Source organism: Salinarimonas sp., assembly GCF_040111675.1.
Classification (GTDB): domain Bacteria; phylum Pseudomonadota; class Alphaproteobacteria; order Rhizobiales; family Beijerinckiaceae; genus Salinarimonas.
This window is the reverse complement of the sequence record NZ_CP157794.1, coordinates 4,482,937-4,503,386: the sequence shown is the minus strand read 5'-3', so window position 1 is coordinate 4,503,386 and position 20,450 is coordinate 4,482,937. Positions and strand designations below refer to the sequence as shown.

16 protein-coding genes are annotated in these 20,450 nt (G+C 72.7%); 11 read left to right on the top strand and 5 right to left on the bottom strand.

The window, feature by feature from the left end; genetic code table 11:
* Nucleotides 1–362 precede the first annotated feature (362 nt).
* From ABL310_RS20830 to ABL310_RS20790, 9 genes are all read left to right on the top strand, one after another.
* Entirely contained in the window at nucleotides 363–1,355 is a 993-nt protein-coding gene (locus ABL310_RS20830) for an ABC transporter ATP-binding protein (RefSeq protein WP_349368912.1), read from the top strand.
* Nucleotides 1,355–2,314: an ABC transporter permease gene (locus tag ABL310_RS20825; protein ID WP_349368911.1), complete on the top strand. Its 960-nt coding sequence runs from the start codon at nucleotides 1,355–1,357 to the stop codon at nucleotides 2,312–2,314. Before ABL310_RS20830 ends, ABL310_RS20825 begins: the two co-directional genes overlap by 1 nt.
* Nucleotides 2,304–3,218, top strand: coding sequence for an ABC transporter permease (locus tag ABL310_RS20820; protein WP_349368910.1), 915 nt, complete (start codon nucleotides 2,304–2,306; stop codon nucleotides 3,216–3,218). Before ABL310_RS20825 ends, ABL310_RS20820 begins: the two co-directional genes overlap by 11 nt.
* Before the next feature lie 32 nt (nucleotides 3,219–3,250).
* The gene (locus ABL310_RS20815; RefSeq protein WP_349368909.1) at nucleotides 3,251–4,705 is read left to right on the top strand and encodes a gamma-aminobutyraldehyde dehydrogenase; all 1,455 of its coding nucleotides are present in this window, start codon (nucleotides 3,251–3,253) and stop codon (nucleotides 4,703–4,705) included.
* 120 nt (nucleotides 4,706–4,825) lie between these two features.
* Nucleotides 4,826–5,545 (top strand): GntR family transcriptional regulator, encoded by a 720-nt coding sequence (locus ABL310_RS20810; protein WP_349368908.1) that lies wholly within the window; start codon nucleotides 4,826–4,828, stop codon nucleotides 5,543–5,545.
* Between the two features lie 165 nt (nucleotides 5,546–5,710).
* Complete coding sequence (locus tag ABL310_RS20805) at nucleotides 5,711–7,297, top strand: AMP-binding protein (RefSeq protein WP_349368907.1); 1,587 nt, start codon at nucleotides 5,711–5,713, stop codon at nucleotides 7,295–7,297.
* A 24-nt stretch (nucleotides 7,298–7,321) separates the two neighbouring features.
* Complete coding sequence (locus ABL310_RS20800; protein WP_349368906.1) at nucleotides 7,322–9,052, top strand: thiamine pyrophosphate-binding protein; 1,731 nt, start codon at nucleotides 7,322–7,324, stop codon at nucleotides 9,050–9,052.
* Between the two features lie 88 nt (nucleotides 9,053–9,140).
* Nucleotides 9,141–10,364, top strand: coding sequence for an acyl-CoA dehydrogenase family protein (locus ABL310_RS20795; RefSeq protein ID WP_349368905.1), 1,224 nt, complete (start codon nucleotides 9,141–9,143; stop codon nucleotides 10,362–10,364).
* Nucleotides 10,361–11,380 carry a phosphotransferase family protein gene (locus ABL310_RS20790; RefSeq protein WP_349368904.1) on the top strand — a complete coding sequence of 340 codons (1,020 nt, stop codon included), beginning with the start codon at nucleotides 10,361–10,363 and terminating at the stop codon, nucleotides 11,378–11,380. Before ABL310_RS20795 ends, ABL310_RS20790 begins: the two co-directional genes overlap by 4 nt.
* Before the next feature lie 32 nt (nucleotides 11,381–11,412).
* Here ABL310_RS20790 and ABL310_RS20785 read toward each other — a convergent pair whose 3' ends face one another.
* The gene (locus ABL310_RS20785) at nucleotides 11,413–12,549 is read right to left on the bottom strand and encodes a CaiB/BaiF CoA-transferase family protein (protein WP_349368903.1); all 1,137 of its coding nucleotides are present in this window, start codon (nucleotides 12,547–12,549) and stop codon (nucleotides 11,413–11,415) included.
* 45 nt (nucleotides 12,550–12,594) lie between these two features.
* Here ABL310_RS20785 and ABL310_RS20780 point away from each other — a divergent pair, with 45 nt between their 5' ends.
* Complete coding sequence (locus ABL310_RS20780) at nucleotides 12,595–15,120, top strand: ligase-associated DNA damage response DEXH box helicase (RefSeq protein WP_349368902.1); 2,526 nt, start codon at nucleotides 12,595–12,597, stop codon at nucleotides 15,118–15,120.
* Nucleotides 15,121–15,144: 24 nt separating this feature from the next.
* Here the strand turns inward: ABL310_RS20780 and ABL310_RS20775 are convergent, their stop codons facing one another.
* The 3 genes from ABL310_RS20775 to ABL310_RS20765 form a co-directional block, all read right to left on the bottom strand.
* Nucleotides 15,145–16,806, bottom strand: a complete 1,662-nt coding sequence (locus ABL310_RS20775) for a methyl-accepting chemotaxis protein (protein WP_349368901.1) — start codon at nucleotides 16,804–16,806, stop codon at nucleotides 15,145–15,147.
* Nucleotides 16,807–16,851: 45 nt separating this feature from the next.
* Nucleotides 16,852–17,637 carry an EAL domain-containing protein gene (locus ABL310_RS20770; RefSeq protein WP_374730346.1) on the bottom strand — a complete coding sequence of 262 codons (786 nt, stop codon included), beginning with the start codon at nucleotides 17,635–17,637 and terminating at the stop codon, nucleotides 16,852–16,854.
* A gap of 225 nt (nucleotides 17,638–17,862) precedes the next feature.
* Nucleotides 17,863–18,735: a Clp1/GlmU family protein gene (locus ABL310_RS20765; RefSeq protein ID WP_349368900.1), complete on the bottom strand. Its 873-nt coding sequence runs from the start codon at nucleotides 18,733–18,735 to the stop codon at nucleotides 17,863–17,865.
* Between the two features lie 56 nt (nucleotides 18,736–18,791).
* Between ABL310_RS20765 and ABL310_RS20760 the strand changes: the two genes are divergently transcribed.
* Entirely contained in the window at nucleotides 18,792–19,478 is a 687-nt protein-coding gene (locus ABL310_RS20760; RefSeq protein ID WP_349368899.1) for a phospholipase, read from the top strand.
* Here ABL310_RS20760 and ABL310_RS20755 read toward each other — a convergent pair.
* The gene (locus tag ABL310_RS20755; RefSeq protein WP_349368898.1) at nucleotides 19,468–20,442 is read right to left on the bottom strand and encodes an NADPH:quinone oxidoreductase family protein; all 975 of its coding nucleotides are present in this window, start codon (nucleotides 20,440–20,442) and stop codon (nucleotides 19,468–19,470) included. The two genes, ABL310_RS20760 and ABL310_RS20755, sit on opposite strands and share 11 nt — an antisense overlap.
* Between the last annotated feature and the right edge of the window lie 8 nt (nucleotides 20,443–20,450).

Here is a 20,450-nt window from a genome sequence, read left to right as displayed (position 1 = left end):
GTTGGAGACCAAGCGACTGTGCGGTCGCGTGCGACAGGGCGGGCGTCCCAGGCTTCCCACGGTTGTCGGCCAGAGGGGACTCACGAGCGCGTCCCGCCCGCGACGGGGTCGGCTGCTACCGACCCCGTCGCAACCCCAAGCTTAGCAGCGCTCAAGGTCGCCGACGAAGATACAAGGGGACCCAGCGCGATAGTGCTGCGCCGAAGGCGCTCTGCCGCCGCCGCCCAGGCGGCTGGTCGCCGCCGATAGAGCGCCTGCGGCGCGAAGACTCCTTGCGCTGGGTCCCCTTCCCCTGCGCTCGCTTCGCTCGCTCCGGCCGGGGATGACGGTGGTGATCCCCCCAAAGGAATCGAGGACACCCCATGACCCACGCCGTCGCCTTCGAGACCGTCGCACGCCATTACGGGCCCGTGCGCGCCGTCGACGGCGTGGATCTCGCCATCGAAGAGGGCTCGTTCTTCGCCATGCTGGGTCCCTCGGGCTCCGGCAAGACCACCTGCCTGCGGCTGATCTCGGGCTTCGAGAAGCCCACCGCCGGCGTGATCCGGATCTTCGGCGAGGACGCGAGCCGCACGCCGCCGAACCGGCGCAACGTCAACACGGTGTTCCAGGACTACGCGCTCTTCCCGCACCTGAACGTGCGCGACAACGTCGCCTACGGGCTGATGGTCAAGGGCGTCGACAAGGGAAAGCGCCACGCCGCGGCCGAGGACATGCTCGCCCTCGTCAAGCTCGAGGGCTACGGCGACCGCAAGCCCGCCCAGCTCTCCGGCGGCCAGCGCCAGCGCGTGGCGCTCGCCCGCGCGCTCGTCAACCAGCCGCGCGTGCTGCTGCTGGACGAGCCGCTCGGCGCGCTCGACCTGAAGCTGCGCGAGCAGATGCAGGACGAGCTCAAGGCGCTGCAGCAGCGCCTCGGCATCACCTTCGTCTTCGTCACCCACGACCAGGGCGAAGCGCTCTCCATGGCGGACCGGGTGGCGGTGTTCGACCACGGCAAGGTCGTGCAGGTGGGCACGCCGGCGGAGGTCTACGAGCGGCCGGCGACGCGCTTCGTCGCCGATTTCGTCGGCTCCTCCAACGTGCTGCCGCCGGAGGTGACGGCGCGGATCGGCGGAGCGTCCGCCTGGGCGAGCCTGCGGCCGGAGGCGATCCGCGTCGCGCCGCAGGCCGACGGTCGGCTCGCCGGGCGGGTGACGGCGCTGCGCTATCTCGGGGCGGGCACGCGCATCACCGCCGATATCGGCGGCTTCGAGATCGCAGCCCTCGTCGGCCCCGGCGAGACGCCGCCGGCGCACGGCTCCATGGTCGGCCTCGATTTCCGGCCCGAGGCGCTGCACGTCATGGAGGCGCCCTGATGCTGGCGCGTCCGGAGACGAGCCCGGCGGCGGCGATCCTGCCCGTGCGCGGCCTCGCGGACCGGGTCTCGGACCTGTTCTGGCGCCGCCCGCGGCTCCTGCTGGCGCTGCTGCTCGCGCCGCCGCTCGCCTGGCTCGGGATCGTCTATCTCGGCTCGCTCGCGGCGCTGCTCCTGCAGAGCTTCTACGCGATCGACGAGTTCTCCGGCCTCGTCGTGCCGGAATTCACGCTGCGGACCTATGCCGAGCTGTTCCGGCCGTCGAACTTCGACATCATCGTACGTACAGTCACGATGGCGGCCTGCGTCACGCTCGCGGCCGCGATCGTCGCCTTCCCGATCGCCTATTTCGCCGCGCGCTACGCGAGGGGGCGCTGGAAGGCCGCCTTCTACATCGGCGTGATGCTGCCGCTCTGGTCGAGCTACCTCGTCAAGGTCTACGCCTGGAAGCTCATCCTCGCGAAGGAGGGCATCGTCTCCTGGGCCTTCGAGGGGCTCGGCGCGTCCGCCATCCTGAACGCGGTGCTTGCCCTGCCGACGATCGGCGGCGCGTCCCTGTCGACGAGCTACATCGGCACCTTCCTCGTCTTCCTGTACGTGTGGCTGCCGTTCATGATCCTGCCGATGCAGGCGGCGCTCGAGCGGGTGCCGAAGAGCATGCTGGAAGCCTCCGCCGATCTCGGCGCCTCCTCGCGCCAGACCTTCCGGCACGTGATCCTGCCCCTCGCCATGCCCGGCGTGATCGCGGGCTCGATCTTCACCTTCTCGCTGACGCTCGGCGACTACATCATCCCGCAGATCATCGGCTCCTCGCGCCGCTTCATCGGCCAGGCGGTCTACCAGCTCCAGGGCACGGCCGGGAACATCCCGCTCGCCGCCGCCTTCGCCATGGTGCCGATCCTGATCATGCTGGTCTATCTGGCCATCGCCAAGCGCAAGGGGGCGTTCGATGCGCTCTGACGCCACCCGCGCCGAGGCCCCCGTGCTCGAGCAGCGCGCCCCCGAGGCGCTGCCCGGAAAGGCCGCCCCGAGACGGTGGCGGCGTCGCGCCGACGACGGCGTCGTCGGGCGCCCGCCGCTGCCGCTGACGATCGCGGCCATCGCCGGCCTCTTGTTCCTGCACCTGCCGATCCTCTTGATCTTCCTCTACGCCTTCACCACCGAGGAGCGGACCTACCAGTTCCCGCCGCCGGGCCTGACGCTCGAATGGTTCGAGGTCACCTGGAACCGCGAGGACGTCTGGCCGCCGCTCTACCTGTCGCTGCGCGTCGCCGTCGTCTCGACCGTGCTCGCGCTGGTGCTGGGCACGCTCTGCGCCGCGGCGATGGCGCGGACCTCGTTCTACGGCCGCGAGCAGATCTCGCTGCTCATCATCCTGCCGATCGCGCTGCCGGGCATCATCACCGGCATGTCCCTGCGCTCGGCCTTCCACGTCATGGACATCCCGTTCTCGACCTTCACCATCGTGCTCGGGCACGCGACCTTCTGCATCGTGATCGTCTTCAACAACGCCATCGCGCGCTTCCGGCGCATCTCCGTGCATATCCTGGAGGCCTCGGCCGATCTCGGCGCCAACGCCTTCCAGACCTTCCGCTACGTGCTCCTGCCCAATCTCGGCTCGGCGCTGCTCGCCGGCGGCATGCTGGCCTTCGCGCTCTCCTTCGACGAGGTGATCGTGACGACCTTCACCGCCGGCCAGCAATCGACCCTGCCGATCTGGATGCTCCAGGAGCTGGTGCGCCCGCGCCAGCGCCCCGTCACCAACGTCGTCGCGATCGTGGTCGTGATCCTCACCTTCGTGCCGATCCTGATCGCCTTCCATCTCACCCGCGGCGGCGAGGAGACCGCCGGCCAGGGCAAATGAGACCCGTACAGAGCTTCTCCGGGAGGACCCTCATGGACCAAGCCGCCGCCACCCCCGCCTTCGACACCGCCCTCCTCGTCGGCGACACCTTCGAGCCCGGCGAGGAGGCGCCCGAGCGCATCCTCAACCCGCGCGACGGATCGCTGATCCTCGAGCTGCCCGAGGCCTCCACGGACCAGGTCGATCGCGCCGTCGCGGCCGCCCGCGCCGCCTTCGAGACCTGGTCGCGCACGACGCCGGCCGAGCGCTCCGCGGCGCTCCTCGCGATCGCAGACCGGATCGAGGCGGAGGCCGACGGCTTCGCGGCGCTCGAGGCGCTCAATTGCGGCAAGCCGATCGGGGCCGCGAAGGGCGACGAGATCCCCGCCATCGTCGACTGCTTCCGCTTCTTCGCGGGCGCGGTGCGCTGCCTGACCGGGGCGGTGGCCGGCGAATATCTGGCCGGGCACACCTCGATGGTGCGCCGCGATCCGATCGGCGTCGTCGCCTCGATCGCGCCGTGGAACTATCCCTTGATGATGATGGCCTGGAAGCTCGCGCCGGCGATCGGCGGATGCAACACGGTCGTGTTCAAGCCCTCCGAGCAGACGCCGCTGACGGCGCTGAAGCTCGCGCGCGTGCTCGCCGACGTGCTGCCGCCGGGCGTCGTCAACATCGTCCCGGGGCGCGGCGAGACCGTGGGCAACCACCTGATCCACCACGACGGCGTCGACATGATCTCGCTCACCGGCGACGTCGCGACGGGCCGCAAGATGCTCGCCGCCGCCGCGCGCACGGTGAAGCGCACCCATCTCGAGCTCGGCGGCAAGGCCCCGGTCGTCGTCTTCGACGACGCCGATCTCGAGGAGGTCGTCTCGGGCCTGCGCGCTTTCGGCTACTACAATGCCGGGCAGGACTGCACCGCCGCGTGCCGCATCTATGCCGGGCCGAAGATCTACGACCGGCTCGTCGCCGACCTCTCGGCGGCGGTCTCCTCGATCGCCTACGGGCTCGAGGACGATACGCAGAACGAGATCGGCCCGCTGATCAGCCTGCGCCAGCGCGACCGCGTCGCGAGCTTCGTCGAGCGCGCCCGCGAGAACCCGCACATCGAGATCACAACGGGCGGCGCGGCCCACGGCGATGACGGCTTCTACTACCGCCCCACCGTCGTCGCCGGCGCGCGGCAGGAGGACGAGATCGTCCGCCGGGAGGTGTTCGGCCCGGTCGTCTCGATCACGCGCTTCTCCGACGTGGAGGAGGCCGTGAGCTGGGCCAACGACTCGGCCTACGGCCTCGCCTCCTCGGTCTGGACCAGGGACGTCGGCCGCGCCATGGCGACGGCCGCGCGGCTGCGCTACGGCTGCACCTGGGTGAACACGCATTTCATGCTGGTCAACGAGATGCCGCACGGCGGCCTGAAGCAGTCCGGCTACGGCAAGGACATGTCCGCCTACGCGCTGGAGGACTACACCGCCGTCCGCCACGTGATGATCAAGCACGAGTGACCGGGCGCGCCGCCGCGGCGCGCGGCGTGGAGGCGTGACGACAGGTGTGAATTGCGCTATGCGCGATGCGTCACCATCTGTTTTCCGCATTCAGCGTTCCGCAGAGCGAGCGAGGTCGACGTGCAACCCCTGGCGAGCGTTCCGAGCCGGACCGAGCAGGTCTACGCGTCCATCCGCGAGAGCATCTGCGACGGCGCGCTCCAGCCCGGCACGCATCTCGTGCAGGAGGACCTCGCCGCCGCGCTGGGCGTCTCGCGCCAGCCGGTGCAGCAGGCGATGCTGCTTCTCAAGGCCGACGGGCTCGTCGTCGAACACGGCGGGCGCGGGCTGACCGTGGCGCCGCTCGACGCCGCGATGATGGAGAACCACTACCAGATCCGGGTCGTGCTCGACCGGCTCGCCGCGCGGCTGACGGCCGAGCGGGCGGCGGCGGACGACGCGTTCCGCGCCCGGCTGCGGAAGGAGGGGGACGTCATCCTCGCCGAGGGCGAGGCGGCGGCGCAGGCGGGAAGCGCCGCAGAGGCGGTGCGCCACGACGTGGCTTTCCATTCCTTCGTCTACCGCATGTCCGGCAATCCGCTGATCGGCACCACGGCCGAGCCGCACTGGTACTTCCTGCGGCGCGTGATGATCGGCGTGCTCACCCACGCCGATCGCGGCGCGCTCGTCTGGCGCCAGCACCGCGACATCCTCGACGCCCTCGTCGCCGGCGACGGCGATACAGCCGAGCGTCTGGCGACCGATCACGTCGTCGGCGCCCAGCAGGCGCTCCTGTCCGAGCTCGCCGCCGGGCGCGCCGCGTCGCTGTTCGGAGGCGGCCGGCAAACGCCCGCCCGCTAGCGCCTGCGCCCGACGGTCGCCCCGGCGTCCCATGCCCGTCGCCGGCCGTGGCCGGCCCGTCGCGCCGCGGCGCCCTTCCGCACGCCCGAAGCCTTGACGCGGGAGAGACTCCGTCGTATTGAATTCAGAATTCAAGACGCGAGCGAGCGGCGGAGGACGTCGGGCATGCTCCTCACCTTCGGCCAGATCCTGGACGCGCATGCGCGGCTCGCGCCGCACCGGCTCGGCGCGCGCGACCTCGAGCGGTCGCTCGGCTTCGGGGAGTGGAACGCCCGCGCCCGGCGCCTCGCCAACGCGCTCCTCGGCCTGGGGCTCGCCAAGGGCGACCGCGTCGCCGTGCTCGCCTACAACCGCCTGGAATGGGCCGAGATCTACGCCGCCACCGCCAAGGCGGGGCTGATCGCCGTGCCGATCAACTTCCGCCTCGGCGCGGCGGAGGCGCGCTTCATCCTGGAGGATTGCGGCGCGGCCTGCGTGCTCGCGGAGGACGGGCTGCACCGGCTGATCGAGGAGGTGCGCGGCGCGCTCGGCGTGGCGGAGGACCGCTACGTCCATTTCGGCGGCCCGGCTCCCGCGGGGTGGCGCGCCTACGAGGATCTCGTGCGCGACGCCGCCGAGACGGAGCCCGCGGTCGTGGTCGCCGACACCGACCCGTGGGCGCTGATGTACACGTCCGGCACGACCGGCAAGCCGAAGGGAGTGATCCGGAGCCATCGCGGCATGGCGATGGTGGCGCTCGTCACCGAGATCGAGGTCGGCATCGGGCGCGACGACGACGCGCTCCTCGTCATGCCGATGTGCCACGCCAACTCGCTCAATTTCTTCTGCTCGTTCAGCTATCGCGGCGCGGCGGTGACGATCTACTCGCGCCCGAGCTTCGATCCCGCCCACGCGCTCGACGTGATGGAGCGCTCGGGCTCGACCTTCACCTCGCTGGTGCCGACGCACTACGTCATGCTGCTCGCGCATGCCCGCGGCGAGACCCGCGCGCGCGATCTGGGGCGGATGACGAAGCTGATGATCTCCTCTGCCCCCGCGCGAGCGGACACCAAGCGCGAGATCATGGAGATGTTTCCCAATTCCGGCCTGTTCGAGCTCTACGGCTCGTCCGAGGCGGGCTGGGTGACGATGCTGCACCCCCACGAGCAGTTCACGCATCTCGGCACGGTGGGGCGCGAATGCGTCGGCTCCGCGCCGGTGAAGCTCCTCGACGATGACGGAAACGAGGTGCCCGACGGCACGCCCGGCGAGCTGTTCTCCTGCACGCCCACCACCTTCGAGGGCTACTGGAACCTGCCCGAGAAGACGGCCGAAGCCTTCCGCGGGGCCTGGTGCACGGTGGGCGACGTGGCGGTGCGGGACGCCGACGGCTACCTGCGCCTCGTCGACCGCAAGAAGAACATGATCATCTCGGGCGGCGAGAACATCTACCCGTCCGAGGTCGAGGCGGTGCTCGGCGCCTGCGAGACGGTCAAGGACGTGGCCGTCGTCGGCCTGCCGGACGACGTCTGGGGCGAGCGCGTCCACGCCGTCGTCGTGCTGCACGACGGTGCGACGGCGACGGAGGCCGATCTGATCGCCTGGTGCGCCGAGCGCATCGCCCGCTTCAAGCGCCCGCGCGGCGTCACCTTCGTGTCCGAGGACGGCATCCCGCGCACCGCGACGGGGAAGGTGCAGCACGGCGTCTTGCGCGAGAGCCTCGTCGCCGCCGGGCGGAACGCGGCGCGGGCCGTGTCGCGCGAGAGCGCCTGAGAAGACCATCACGGGAGGAGCCGCATGACGGCCGTCGTCGATCTCAACGCCGATCCGAAGAGCGTCGCCGCCTGGATCGCCCGCTTCCTCGCCGCGCGCGGCGTGGACCGCGTCTTCGGCCTCCAGGGCGGGCACATCCAGCCGATCTGGGATCACGCCGCGCGGCTCGGCATCCGCATCGTCGACGTGCGCCACGAATGCGCCGCGGTGCACATGGCGCACGCGCATGCCGAGCTCACCGGCGGCATCGGCGTCGCCATGGTGACGGCGGGGCCCGGCGTGACCAACACGGTGACCGCCGTGGCGAACGCGTCCCTCGCGCGCGTGCCGGTCCTCGTCATCGGCGGCTGCACCTCGCGGCCGCAGGCGAATATGGGGCCGCTGCAGGACATCCCCCACGTCGACATCCTGCGCCCCGTCACGCGGCTCGCCCGCACCGCCCGCGTCCCCGATCAGGTGCTGCGCGAGCTCGACGAGGCCCTGGCGCGCGCCATGGGCGACATGGGCGAGCCCGGCCCGGTCTATCTCGAGATCCCCACCGACGTGCTGCGCACGAGCGTGCCGGACGGTCTCGTCCTCGACGACTGGATGCGCCCCAAGCCGACGCGCGTGCTGCCGCCGGACCCGCAGGGCGTCGCGGAGGCCGCCGAGGCGCTCTTCTCCGCGCGGCGGCCGGTCGTGATCTCCGGTCGGGGCGCGGCAGGCGCCGGCGAGGCGCTGGTGCGCCTCCTCGACGCCTCGGGCGCGCTCTACCTCGACACCCAGGAGAGCCGCGGCCTCGTGCCGGCGGACCACCCGGCCGTCGTCGGCGCCATGCGCGGCGCGGTGATGGCGGAAGCGGACCTCGTCGTCACGGTGGGCCGCAAGCTCGACTACCAGCTCGGCTACGGCTCCCCGGCCGTGTTCCCGAACGCCCGCTTCGTGCGCATCGCCGACACCGCCGGCGAGCTCGTCGACAACCGCCGCGGCGCGCCGGAGCTCCTGGCGACGCCGGCGCTCGCGCTCGATGCGATCGCGGCGGCGGGGCAGGGGAGGGCGTCCGGCCTCGACCGCGCCTGGGCCGAAGGCCTGCGCGCGCGCCAGCGCGACCGCACCGCTCCCGCGGGCCGCGCCGCGCCGCGGACCGGGTCGGACGGGCGCATCCACCCGCTCGCCGTCTTCGAGGCGCTGCGCGAGGTCGCCGCGCCCGACCACATCGCGGTCGCGGACGGCGGGGACTTTCTCAGCTTCGCGCGGGTGGGGCTCGCATCGCGCACCTATCTCGACGCGGGCGCCTTCGGCTGCCTCGGCGTCGGCGTTCCCTACGCGGTGGCCGCCTCGCTCGCCTTCCCCGAGCGCCAGGTGATCGCGGTGACCGGCGACGGCGCCTTCGGGCTCAACGCCATGGAGATGGACACGGCGGTGCGCCACGGCGCGAAGCCGGTGATCGTCGTCTCCAACAACGGCGCCTGGAACATCGAGCGCTACGACCAGGAATCGAACTACGGCGGGCGCGTCGTCGGGACCATGCTGCGCTATTCCGACTATGCCGGCATGGCCCGCGCGCTCGGGCTCCACGCCGAGCGGGTGGAGGATCCCGCCGACCTGCCGGGCGCGCTCTCCCGCGCGCTCGCGAACGCGCCGGCGCTGGTCGACGTCGCGACCTCGGGGGACGCGGTCTCCTCCGACGCGAAGAAGGGGCTCGGCTTCGTGCCGGACTACCAGCCGCTCTTCGCCTGGGACGAGGCGGAGCGGCGGCGGCGGGGGCTCTCGTGATCGCGGCCGGGGCGGCGCCCGCGCCATAGACGGAGCGCGGCTTCTCTTCTACGACACGCAAGACGCGCCCCGCAGGGAAGGACCCTCCATGGACCTGACGATCTCGCCGCGGATCGAGGATTTCCGCGCCCGCATCGCCCGCTTCGTCGCCGACGAGATCCTGCCGGTCGAGGCGGAACGCGCCAATTGGGACGCCCACGGCAACATCGCGTCGGCGCCGCTCGAGACGCTTCGGGAGAAGGCGCGCGGCGAGGGGCTGTGGTGCCTGCAGCTGCGGCCGGAGACCGGCGGGCAGGGGCTCGGCAAGGTCGGCATGGCGGTGACCTACGAGGAGATGAACCGCTCGATCTTCGGGCCGGTGGTCTTCAACTCGGCCGCTCCCGACGACGGCAACATGATGGTGCTCGAGAAGGCCGCGACCGAGGCGCAGAAGGAGCGCTGGCTCGCCCCCATCGTGGCGGGCCGGGTGAATTCCTCCTTCGCCATGACCGAGCCCCATCCGGGCGGCGGCTCGGATCCGGGCATGATGCTCACCACGGCGCGCAAGGCGGGCGACCGGTACGTGATCAGCGGGCGCAAGTGGTTCATCACCGGCGCCGAGAGCGCGGCGCATGTCATCCTGATCGCGCGCACCTCGGACGACCCGCGGCGCGGGCTCACCGCCTTCCTCCACCACCGGGACGATCCGGGCTGGCGCATCGAACGGCGCATCCCGATCATGGGGCCCGAAGAGCACGGCGGCCATTGCGAGCTCGTCTACGAGGACATGGAGCTCGCCCCCGACCGGGTGCTGCTCGGCGAGGGGCTCGGCCTCAAGCTCACGCAGATGCGGCTCGGGCCCGCGCGGCTGACGCATTGCATGCGCTGGCTCGGCCTCGCCAAGCGCGCGACCGAGATCGCGCAGGCCTACGCCGCCGAGCGAAGCGGCTTCGGCGTGCGTCTCGCCGACCGCGAGAGCATCCAGATCAAGATGGGCGACCTCGCCATGGGCATCGAGATCGGCCGCCTTCTCGTGATGAAGGCGGCGTGGGCGCTCGACCGCGGCTCCTTCGCGCGCAAGGAGATCTCCATGGCGAAGATCCACGTCGCGAACCTCCTGCACAAGGCCGCCGACGTCGCGATCCAGGTCAACGGCGCGCGCGGCTATTCGCAGGACACGGTGCTCGAGTGGATCTACCGCTACGCCCGCCAGGCGCGGCTCGTGGACGGGGCGGACGAGGTGCATCAGATGGTCCTCAACCGCCTCCTCGGCGAGGAGGACCGCGACTTCTGGCGCTGGGAGGTCGGCGGATCGGAGGAGGCCGGCCGATGAGCGACCTCGACGCCGCGCGGCTCGAGGCCTGGCTCGCGGCGACGCTGCCCGACGAGCGCGGCCTGTCGCTCGAGCGCATCGGCGGCGGGCAGTCGAACCCGACCTTCTTCGTCGATTGGGGCGGCGCGCGCCTCGTGCTCCGCAAGAAGCCGGCGGGGCCGATCCTGCCGGGCGCGCACGCGATCGAGCGCGAGTTCCGCGTGCTCCGCGCCCTCGAAGGTACGGACGTTCCGGTCCCCCGCGCGCTCTGGCTCGAGGAGGACGCGGGCGTGCTCGGCACGCCGTTCTACGTCATGGAGCGGCTCGCGGGGCGCGTCTTCTCCGACGCCGCGCTCCCCGGCATTTCGCCCGACGAGCGGCGCGAGATCTATCTCGACATGGCGCGCACGCTGGCGCGCCTGCACGCCGTGCGGCCCGACGCCGTGGGGCTCTCCGATTTCGGTCGGCCCGGCAACTATTTCGAGCGCCAGATCGGACGCTGGACCAAGCAGTACCGGGCCTCGCCGAGCCCCCGCATCCCGGCGCTCGACCGGCTGGTGGAATGGCTTCCGGCCAACATGCCGCCGGACGACGGCGCCGTCTCGATCGCGCACGGCGACTTCCGCATCGGAAACCTGATGATTCACCCGACCGAGCCGCGGGTGATCGCCGTGCTCGACTGGGAGCTCGCGACGCTCGGCCATCCGCTCGCCGATCTCGGGTTCTGCGTCATGCCCTGGCACAGCGCGCCGGACGAGTACGGCGGCATTCTCGGCACGGATTGGCGCGCCCGCGGCATCCCGGAGCGGGAGGCGTTCCTGGCGGAGTACGACGCCCACGCCGTCCCGACGGCGCCGCTCCGGCCGTTCCACGTCGCCTTCGCCCTGTTCCGGTTCGCGGTGATCTTCGTCGGCATCGCCGACCGTGCGCGGGCGGGCAGTGCGGCGTCCGCCGAAGCCGCGACGCTGTGGCCGCTGGCCGAGCGCTTCGCCGTGCGCGCGCTCGAGGCGATCGAGCAGCAGGGCCCGGCGGGCTGATCCGCGTCACTCGCGCTTCGCTTCGCGCGTCCTCAATCCGGCGCGAACTCCGCCCGGAGCGCGGCGCCGTGCGCATCGAGGGCGGGGACCGGACGCAGGCGCGCCGACACCCCGTTCGCGAGGGCGCCGGGAGCGAGGATCTCGACCGGTCCGGCGGGGGTCTCGACGGGCGCCGTGCGCAGCTGCGGGTGGCGGGCGAGGTCGTCGAGGCTGCTCACCCGGCCATAGGCGATGCGCGCAGCCTCGAGCCGTCGGATCACGGCCTCGCGATCGAGCGCGCCGAAGACCTCGGCGATGACCGCATCGAGGGCGGCGCGGTTCTCGACCCGCTTCCCGTTGGCGGCGAAGCGCGGGTCGGTCCCGATCGCCGGGCGCTCCAGCACGCGGGCGCAGAACGCCTCCCATTCCGTCTCGTTCTGGATCGAGAACAGGACGGACCTGCCGTCGGCGCACGAATAGTCGCCGTAGGGCGCGATCGAGGGGTGGTTCAGCCCCATCCGCTTCGCCGTGCGCCCGCCATGGACGTATTGCAGGTAGGGAACGTTCATCCAGTCCGCCAGCGCATGGAACAGCGAGACCTGGACGTGCCGCCCGCGCCCGGTGATTTCCCGCCCGATCAGCGCCTGCAGGATGCCCTGGAAGGCGGTCATGCCCGCCGCGATGTCGCAGACCGAGACGCCCACGCGGGCCATGCCCTCGGGCGTGCCGGTGATCGCCGAGAGCCCGCTCTCCGCCTGGACCAGCAGATCGTAGGCCTTCAGGTCGCGATAGGGCCCCTCTTCGCCGTAGCCCGAGATGGAGCAGGCGACGAGGCGCGGGTGCTCGGCGACGAGCCGCGCGGGGTCGACGCCGAGCCCCGCCGCCTTGCCGGGCGCGAGGTTCTGGATGAAGACGTCGGCCCGCCCGACCATGCGGCGCAGCAGCGCGCGCTCGTCGTCCCGGCGCAGGTCGAGCGCGATCGATTCCTTGCCGCGGTTGAGCCAGACGAAATAGGCGCTCTCGCCGTTCACGTCGGAATCGTAGCGGCGGGCGAAGTCGCCCTCCGGCCGCTCGATCTTGATCACCCGCGCCCCCGCATCCGCGAGCCGCCCCGAGGCGTAGGGCGCGGCGACCGCCTGCTCGAGGGAGACGACGAGGAGGCCGTCGAGGTCGTGGGCGGGGTCGGTCATCGAAGAGGCTCCTCGGCGTATACGGCGCGACGTCGCGGCCGCGGGATGGCGGGCGCGTCGGCGGCGCCCCATATTTCCCCCGTGCCCGCCGCTCCCGCAACCCCGCTCCCCGAGACCTTCGCCGCCTGGTTCGCCGGGCGGGGCTGGTCGCCGCGCGATCATCAGCTGGAATTGCTGCGGGTGGCGGAGGAGGGGCGCTCGGCGCTGCTCGTCGCGCCCACCGGCGCGGGCAAGACGCTCGCGGGCTTCCTGCCCTCGCTCGTCGAGCTCTCCACGGCGCGACACGCGCGCGCCAACCGCAAGCGCCTGCACACGCTCTACGTCTCGCCGCTCAAGGCGCTCGCCGTCGACGTCGCCCGCAACGTCGAGATCCCGGCGGCCGAGATGGGGCTCGGCCTCGCCATCGAGACCCGTACCGGCGACACGCCCTCCCACAAGCGCGCCCGCCAGATCGAGCGCCCGCCGGACATCCTGCTCACCACGCCCGAGCAGCTGGCGCTGCTCCTCGCCCATCCCGACGCGCGGGACTTCTTCTCCGGGCTGCGGCGGATCGTGCTCGACGAGTTGCACGCGCTCGTCACCTCGAAGCGCGGCGACCTGCTCTCGCTGGGGCTCGCGCGGCTCTTCGCGCTGGCGCCGCAGGCGACGGCGGTGGGGCTCTCGGCCACGGTGCGCGATCCGCAGGCGCTGGCGCGCTACCTCGGCCCGGACGAGACCCGCCCGGCGGCTCTCGTCACGGCCGAAGGCGGGGCGCGGCCGGACATCCGCATGCTGGAGGGCCCGCGCCTGCCCGCCGCCGGCCACACCGCCGCGGCGGCGATGCCGGAGATCTACCGGCTGATCGAGGCGCACGGGACCTCCCTCGTCTTCGTCAACACGCGCATGCAGGCGGAATACGTCTTTCAGGCGTTGTGGCGGCTGAACGAGGCGGCGCTGCCCATCGCCCTCCACCACGGCTCGCTCGACGTCGAGCAGCGCCGCCGGGTCGAGGCGGCGATGGCGGCGGGGAAGCTGAAGGCGGTGGTGTGCACCTCCACCCTCGATCTCGGCATCGACTGGGGCGACGTCGACCTCGTGATCAACGTGGGCGCCCCGAAGGGCGCGAGCCGGATCATCCAGCGTATCGGGCGCGCCAACCACCGGCTCGACGAGCCCTCGCGCGCCTATCTCGTGCCGGCCAACCGCTTCGAGATCCTGGAATGCCGCGCCGCGCTCGACGCGGTGGAGGAAGCCGCGCAGGACACGCCGGACCCGCATCCCGGCGCCCTCGACGTGCTCGCCCAGCACGTGCTCGGCATGGCCTGCGCCGAGCCCTTCGACGCGGATGCGCTCTTCGCCGAAGTCAAGAGCGCCGCGCCCTATCGCGGGCTCGACCGGGAGACCTTCGACAAGGCGCTCTCCTTCGTCTCGACCGGCGGCTACGCGCTGAAGGCCTACGAGCGCTTCGCCAAGATCGTGCGCGGCGCCGACGGGCTCTGGCGGGTGCGGGACCGGTTCGTGGCGCAGCAATACCGGATGAACGTCGGCACCATCGTCGAGGCGACGATGGTGAAGGTGCGCCTCGGCCGCCCCGCCGCGCCGGGCCGTCCCGCGGGCCGTGGCGGGCGGATCCTCGGCGAGGTGGAGGAGTATTTCGCCGAGACGCTCTCGCCCGGCGACACCTTTCTCTTCGCTGGCGAGGTGCTCACCTTCCACGGCCTGACCGAGGACGCGGCCCTCGTCTCCCGCGCGCCGGCGGGGACGGACCCGAAGATCCCCTCCTATGCCGGCGGCAAGTTCCCGCTCTCCACCTTCCTGGCCGAGCGCGTGCGCGGCTTCCTCGCCGACCGCGACGCCTGGGAGCGGCTGCCCGCGCAGCTCGTGGAACTGCTGGACGCGCAGGCCGAGCGCTCGCTGCTGCCGCAGCGCGAGGGGCTCCTCGTCGAGACCTTCCCGCGGGGGGGGCGCTTCTATCTCGTCGCCTATCCCTTCGAGGGGCGCCTCGCGCACCAGACGCTCGGCATGCTGCTGACCCGCCGGCTGGAGCGCGCCCGGATGAAGCCGCTCGGCTTCGTGTGCAACGATTACGGCCTGTGCGTCTGGGGCCTGCGGGACCTGTCGCTGCGGGAGGCGAAGGAGCCCGGCTTCCTCGCCGAGCTGTTCTCGCAGGACATGCTCGGCGACGACCTCGAGGAATGGCTCGAGGAATCGGCCCTGATGAAGCGCACCTTCCGCTATTGCGCGGTCGTCGCCGGGCTGATCGAGCGCAATTATCCCGGCCAGAAGAAGACGCAGCGGCAGGTCACGGTCTCGACGGACCTCGTCTACGACGTCCTGCGTCGGCACGAGCCGGACCACATCCTGCTGCGCGCCGCCCGCGCCGACGCGGCGACGGGCCTCCTCGACCTCAAGCGCCTCGCCGACCTCCTCGCCCGCATCGAGGGCCGGATCACGCACCAGCCGCTGCCGCGGGTCTCGCCGCTCGCGATCTCGGTGATGCTCGAGATCGGCCGCGAGAGCGTCTACGGCGAGGGCGCGGACGAGGTGCTGGCGGAGGCGGAGGCGCTCCTGCTGGAGGAGGCGATGGCCTGAGCCGCCCGGCCCAGGCCGGCGCCCTCACGCCGCGCGCACGTGGGCCAGGAAGGCCTCCATCTCGCGGGAGAGTTCCTGCGCGCCGCGCGCGAGCTCGCTCGCGGCGGTCTGCACCTGCGCCGCGGCGGAGCCCGTCTCGCCGGCGGCCCCCTGGACGCTGCCGATCGTGCCGGTGACGTCCTCGGTGCCGGACGCGGCCTGCGAGACGTTGCGGGCGATCTCCTGGGTCGCCGTCTGCTGCTCGTCCACCGCGGAGGCGATCTGCGTGGCGATGTCGCTCACCTTGCCGATCACGGTCCCGATCGCGGCGATGGCCTCGACGGCGCCGCGGGTGTCCGACTGGATGGCGGCGATGCGCGCGCCGATCTCCTCGGTCGCCTTCGCCGTCTGGTCGGCGAGCGTCTTCACCTCCGCGGCGACGACGGCGAAGCCCTTGCCGGCCTCGCCCGCCCGCGCGGCCTCGATGGTGGCGTTGAGCGCGAGCAGGTTGGTCTGGCTCGCGATCTCGCCGATCAGCTGGACCACGGCGCCGATGCGCTCGGCGTTCTCGGCGAGCGCGCGCACGGTCGCGTCGGTGCGCTCCGTGTCGGCCACGGCGCGCCGGGCGATCTCGGCGGAGGTGTCGACCTGCCCGCCGATCTCGCGGGCGGAGGCGGCGAGCTCCTCGGTGGCGACGGCGACGGTCTGGACGTTGGCCGACGTCTGCTGGGCCGAGGCCGCGACGAGGCTCGACTGGCGGCTCGTCTCCTCGGCGGTCGCCGACATCGTGCCCGCCGTCGTCTCGAGCTCGCCCGCGGCGGCGGAGAGCTGGCGCACGAGCGCCCCGACCTTCTCCTCGAAGCCGTCGGCGATGGCCTCGAGCTCCTGCTTGCGCGCGGCTTGCGCCTCCGCCTCGCGGGCTCTCGCCGCCGCCTCCAGGGTGCGGTTCTGCGCGAGCGCGTCCTTGAAGACGCCGAGTGCGCCGGCCATGGCGCCGATCTCGTCCCGGCGCTCCCGATACGGCACCTCGCCTTCGAGATTCCCGACGGAGACACGCTCCATCGCCGCCGTGATCCCGGCGAGCGGCCGCACGATGGCGCGCCCGAGCACGAAGGCGATCACCGCCCCGATCGCCAGCGCGACGCCGGTGACCCAGACGGCGAGCTCGGCGGCGCCATCGATCGTGGCCTCGATCACCGGGCCGACGGCGGCGCGGCGCTCGCCGAGCGCGGCGTCGACGGCGGAGATGCGCTCGAGCGCCGCGCGCCCCAGATCGCGCAGGCGCTCGTATTCGGGCGTCTCGCCGCGGGCGGTCTCGCGGACGTCCACGAAATGGTTCTGGTAGGCGTCGACCTCCGGGCGCAGACCTTCGAGCATCGCCGCGAGGTCCGGCGAGGCGACCACCGCGCGCGCCTTGTCGTAGGCGGCGATCGTGTTGCCGAACCGCTCCTCGGCGAGGCGCAGATGGCTGACGTCGCCGGTCAGGAGATAGCTCTCCGCCGCCACCCGCGAGCCGTATTTCTGGGCGTTCATGTCGGCGAGCGCGGCGGCGACGCGCGTCACCTCTCGGTAGTCTTGGAACGAGCGGCTCGCATCGAGGAGCGAGAGCGTCGTCTTGCCGGCGACCCCGGCGAAGGCCAGGAGCACGAGCGTGAAGCCGAGCGCGATCTTGGCGCGGATGGACAGTCCGTCGAACCAGGAGGTCATCGAAGGTCGCTCCCTGTGCGTCTGGTTGAGTTCGGGATTGGAGGTTCAGGAGTCGATCCGGGGCAGCGCCTCGAAGGCGGGCCTGGCGAAGCGGTAGCCCTGCTGCAGGCGCACGCCGAGCCGGGCGAGGGCCTCGCTCTCGGCGCGGGTCTCGATCCCCTCCGCGACGAGGCGCACCCCGAGCTCGCGGGTCATGCCGACCATGGCACGCACGATCGTCCGCCGCGCCGGGTCCGCGTCGATGTCGCGGACGAGCGCCATGTCGAGCTTGATCACGTCGGGTCGAAAGCGCGCCAGCAGCGCGAGGCCGGAATGCCCGGCGCCGAAATCGTCGATGGCCGTCACGAACCCCATCTCGCGATAGGAGGCGACGATGTGGGCGAGGTGGTCGTCGTCGGCGACGCGTTCGCTCTCGCTGACCTCGAACATCAGCCGGTCGAGAGGAAAGCCGACGCGCCGTGCGGCCGCGAGCGTGCGGCGTATGCAGGTCCGCGGCTCGTAGACGGCGTTCGGCAGGAAGTTGATGGACAGCAGAGCGCCCGTCTCGGCGAGGCCGAGCGCGGCGGCGAGCGTCACGGCGCGCACCCGGCAGGCCTGGTCGAAGGCGTAACGCGCCTCCGGCTCGACCCGCGAGAGGACGCGCGCCGCGCCGCCCGCGCCGTCGCGGTCGCGCACCAGCGCCTCGTAGGCGTAGGGCCGGGCCGTCTCGACGTCGACGATGGGCTGGAAGGCCATCGATATGGCGAAGTCGCGTCGGGGCGCGGCGGCGCAGGCGGCGCAGCCGGCTGGCCCGACGCGATCCACCGATGGGGAGAATGCGTCGTGATACACCGAAATCTCCTCGTCGGCTCGTCGCCGATTCCGTTCGATTTCCGGCCGGCGCCGTTCGGCGTTCCCGGCCGCCCCCGCGCGTCTGGGGCGCCTCTTCCTGTCGGCCGTTCTCGCTGGCGCCGCCGCTCGGGCGGTCGCGCGGCGGCCGTGTGCGCATGGTTTCGCCATGCCCCTTTCGAAATTACTAATTTTCGTCAATTCGACGTATGCGCCGTCCGCCGCGATTCAGGGTTCCGGCGCCGGCAGAGGCGCGGCGCGCCAGTCCGGGTCGAGGGTGACGAAGCCCGGCACGATTCGCGCGGGAAGGGGCGCGTCCGTGGAGGGCGCGCGTGGAACCTCCTGCGGAGCAAGGAGAAGCGCCTCCTCGCCGTCGCGTCCGGCCAGAAGGGCGAGCGCGTCGCCGCAGGGCTCGATCGGGCACAGGCCGAGCAGCAGCCCGTCCGGGGCGTCCGCGAGAGCCGCGCGCGCCGCGGCGTCGAGACGCAGCCGCCGGATCTCCGCCTCGGCGAAATACGCGGCGAACGCCTCCCGGCGGGCGCGTGCGCGGGCGCCGGCGCTTTTGCGGCGCGCCCGCGGGGAGGGATCGAGGGCGAGGATCGGTGCGCGCGCGCCCGCCAGCGCCGGCGCGAGCGCCTCGCCGCCGCCGATCGCCACGATCGCGTCCGGGCGCGCCGCCGCGATCAGCGCGCGGATCAGGCCGTGGCCGGGGCGCGTCACGAGACCCGCGGAATTGATCGCCGCGAGATCGGCTCCGCCCTCGCCCGCCAGACGCGCGAGGGCGGCCTCCACGCCCCGCGCCACGCGCGCGGGCGCGCGCAGCACGTCGACCGCGCCGACGAAGGCGAGGCCGGCGAGACGCAGGTCCGGGCCGCGGGCGAGGGTCACCGCGGCCGGCGGACCGACGGTCTTCTGGCCGGGATCGGCATCGACGAGCGCGACGCGCCGGCCGGCCTGGGCGCCGGCTTCGAGGAGCAGGCGGCAGAAGGCGCTCTTGCCGACGTCGACCGGCCCGAGCACGAGGACGCGCCCGCCCGAGCCGACGATCCGGCCGATCGCCTCCGCCTGATCGGGCGGCGCCTGGAACCCGTTTTCCCTCACCGCCTTGCCTCCCCGATATCCGACCGAACGCGCGAGGGACCGTCGAGGAGACGCCGATGGCCGTCACCGCCCTGCATCGCCGCGGGCTGCTCTCGGCCCGCCCGGGCGCGCCCGAGGGCGCGGTGATCGCGCCGGGTACGCACGGCTTGCGTCAGGCCGGGCTGCGCGACGGCCTCCTCTTCGTGCCCGGCACCCGCGACCCGGCGCGTCCGGCCGGGCTGCTCCTCATGCTCCACGGCGCGGGGGCCGGCGCCATGGACGTGCTGCCGATGGTGAGCGAGGCGGCCTCCCGCCGCGGTGTCGTCGTGCTCTGCCCCGAATCGGAGGGCGCGACCTGGGACCTGTTGCAGCGCGACTACGGCCCCGACGTCGCCCGTATCGACGAGGCCCTCGCCGCGACGTTCGACCGCCTGCGGATCGACCCCGTCCGGATGGCGCTCGCGGGCTTCTCCGACGGCGCCTCGTACGCGCTCTCCCTCGGCCTCGCGAACCCCGCACTGTTCGCCGACCTGATCGCCTTCTCGCCGGGCTTCGTCGCGCCGACGCCGGGGCGCCCGCACCCGCGAATCTTCGTCTGCCACGGCCGGGACGACCGGGTCCTGCCGATCGACCGCTGCGGCCGCCGGGTGGCGCAGCGGCTCGCGCGCGACGGCTACGACGTCGACTGGCGGGACTTCGCGGGCGGTCACGTCGTGCCGGCGGACATGGTCGAGGCGGCGCTCGATCGCGCCTTCACGGCGTGACGACGAGCTTGCCCTTCGCCTCGCGCCGGGCGAGCCGCCCCAGCGCGGCGGGCGTCTGCGCGAGCGGATAGGCTGCGTCGACCCGCGCCTTCACCGTGCCGTCGACGGCCCAGGCGACGAGCCGCTCCATGTTCGCCGCGTGCCGCGCGGGCTCGCGCTCGAGGAACGCGCCCCAGAACACGCCGCGCAGGTCGCAGCCTTTCAGCAGGACGAGGTTGAGCGGGATCTTCGGGATCGCCCCGCCGGCGAAGCCGACGACGAGGAAGCGCCCCTCCCAGGCCGTCGCCCGCAGCGCCTGCTCGGCGAGGTCTCCGCCCACGGGATCGTAGACGACGTCGACGCCGCGCCCGCCGGTCAGCGCCTTCAGGCGCTGCTTCAGGTCCTCCTCGGCGTAGTTCACGGTCTCGTCGGCGCCGCTCTCGCGGGCGAGCGCCAGCTTCTCGCCGGAGGAGGCGCAGGCGATCACCCGCGCGCCGAGCGCCTTGCCGAGCTCCACCGCCGCGAGCCCGGTCCCGCCGGCGGCGCCCAGCACCGCGAGCGTCTCGCCCGGTCGGATGGCGGCGCGATCGATCAGCGCGTGGAGGGTGGTGCCGTAGGTGACGCTCAGGCCCGCCGCGCGGGCGTCCTCGAGGGCGTCCGGCACGGCGACGAGGCGTTCGGCGGGGACCACGACGTAGTCCCGCGCCGCGCCCCAGCCGAGATAGGCGAGGACGCGCTGGCCCTCCCGCCAGCCGGAGACGCCCGGGCCGAGCCCGGCGATCTCGCCGCAGAGCTCGCCCGCGGGCGAGAACGGCAGGTCGGGCGCGAACTGGTACCTGCCCTCGATGATCAACGTGTCGAAGAAGTTCAGCGCCGCCGCGCGAACCCGCACCAGCGCCTCGCCCGGCCCGGGCTCGGGAACCGGCACATCGGCGAGGACGAGGCTCTCGGGCGGCCCCAGCCGCTCGCACAGGATCGCCTTCATCGCGGGAG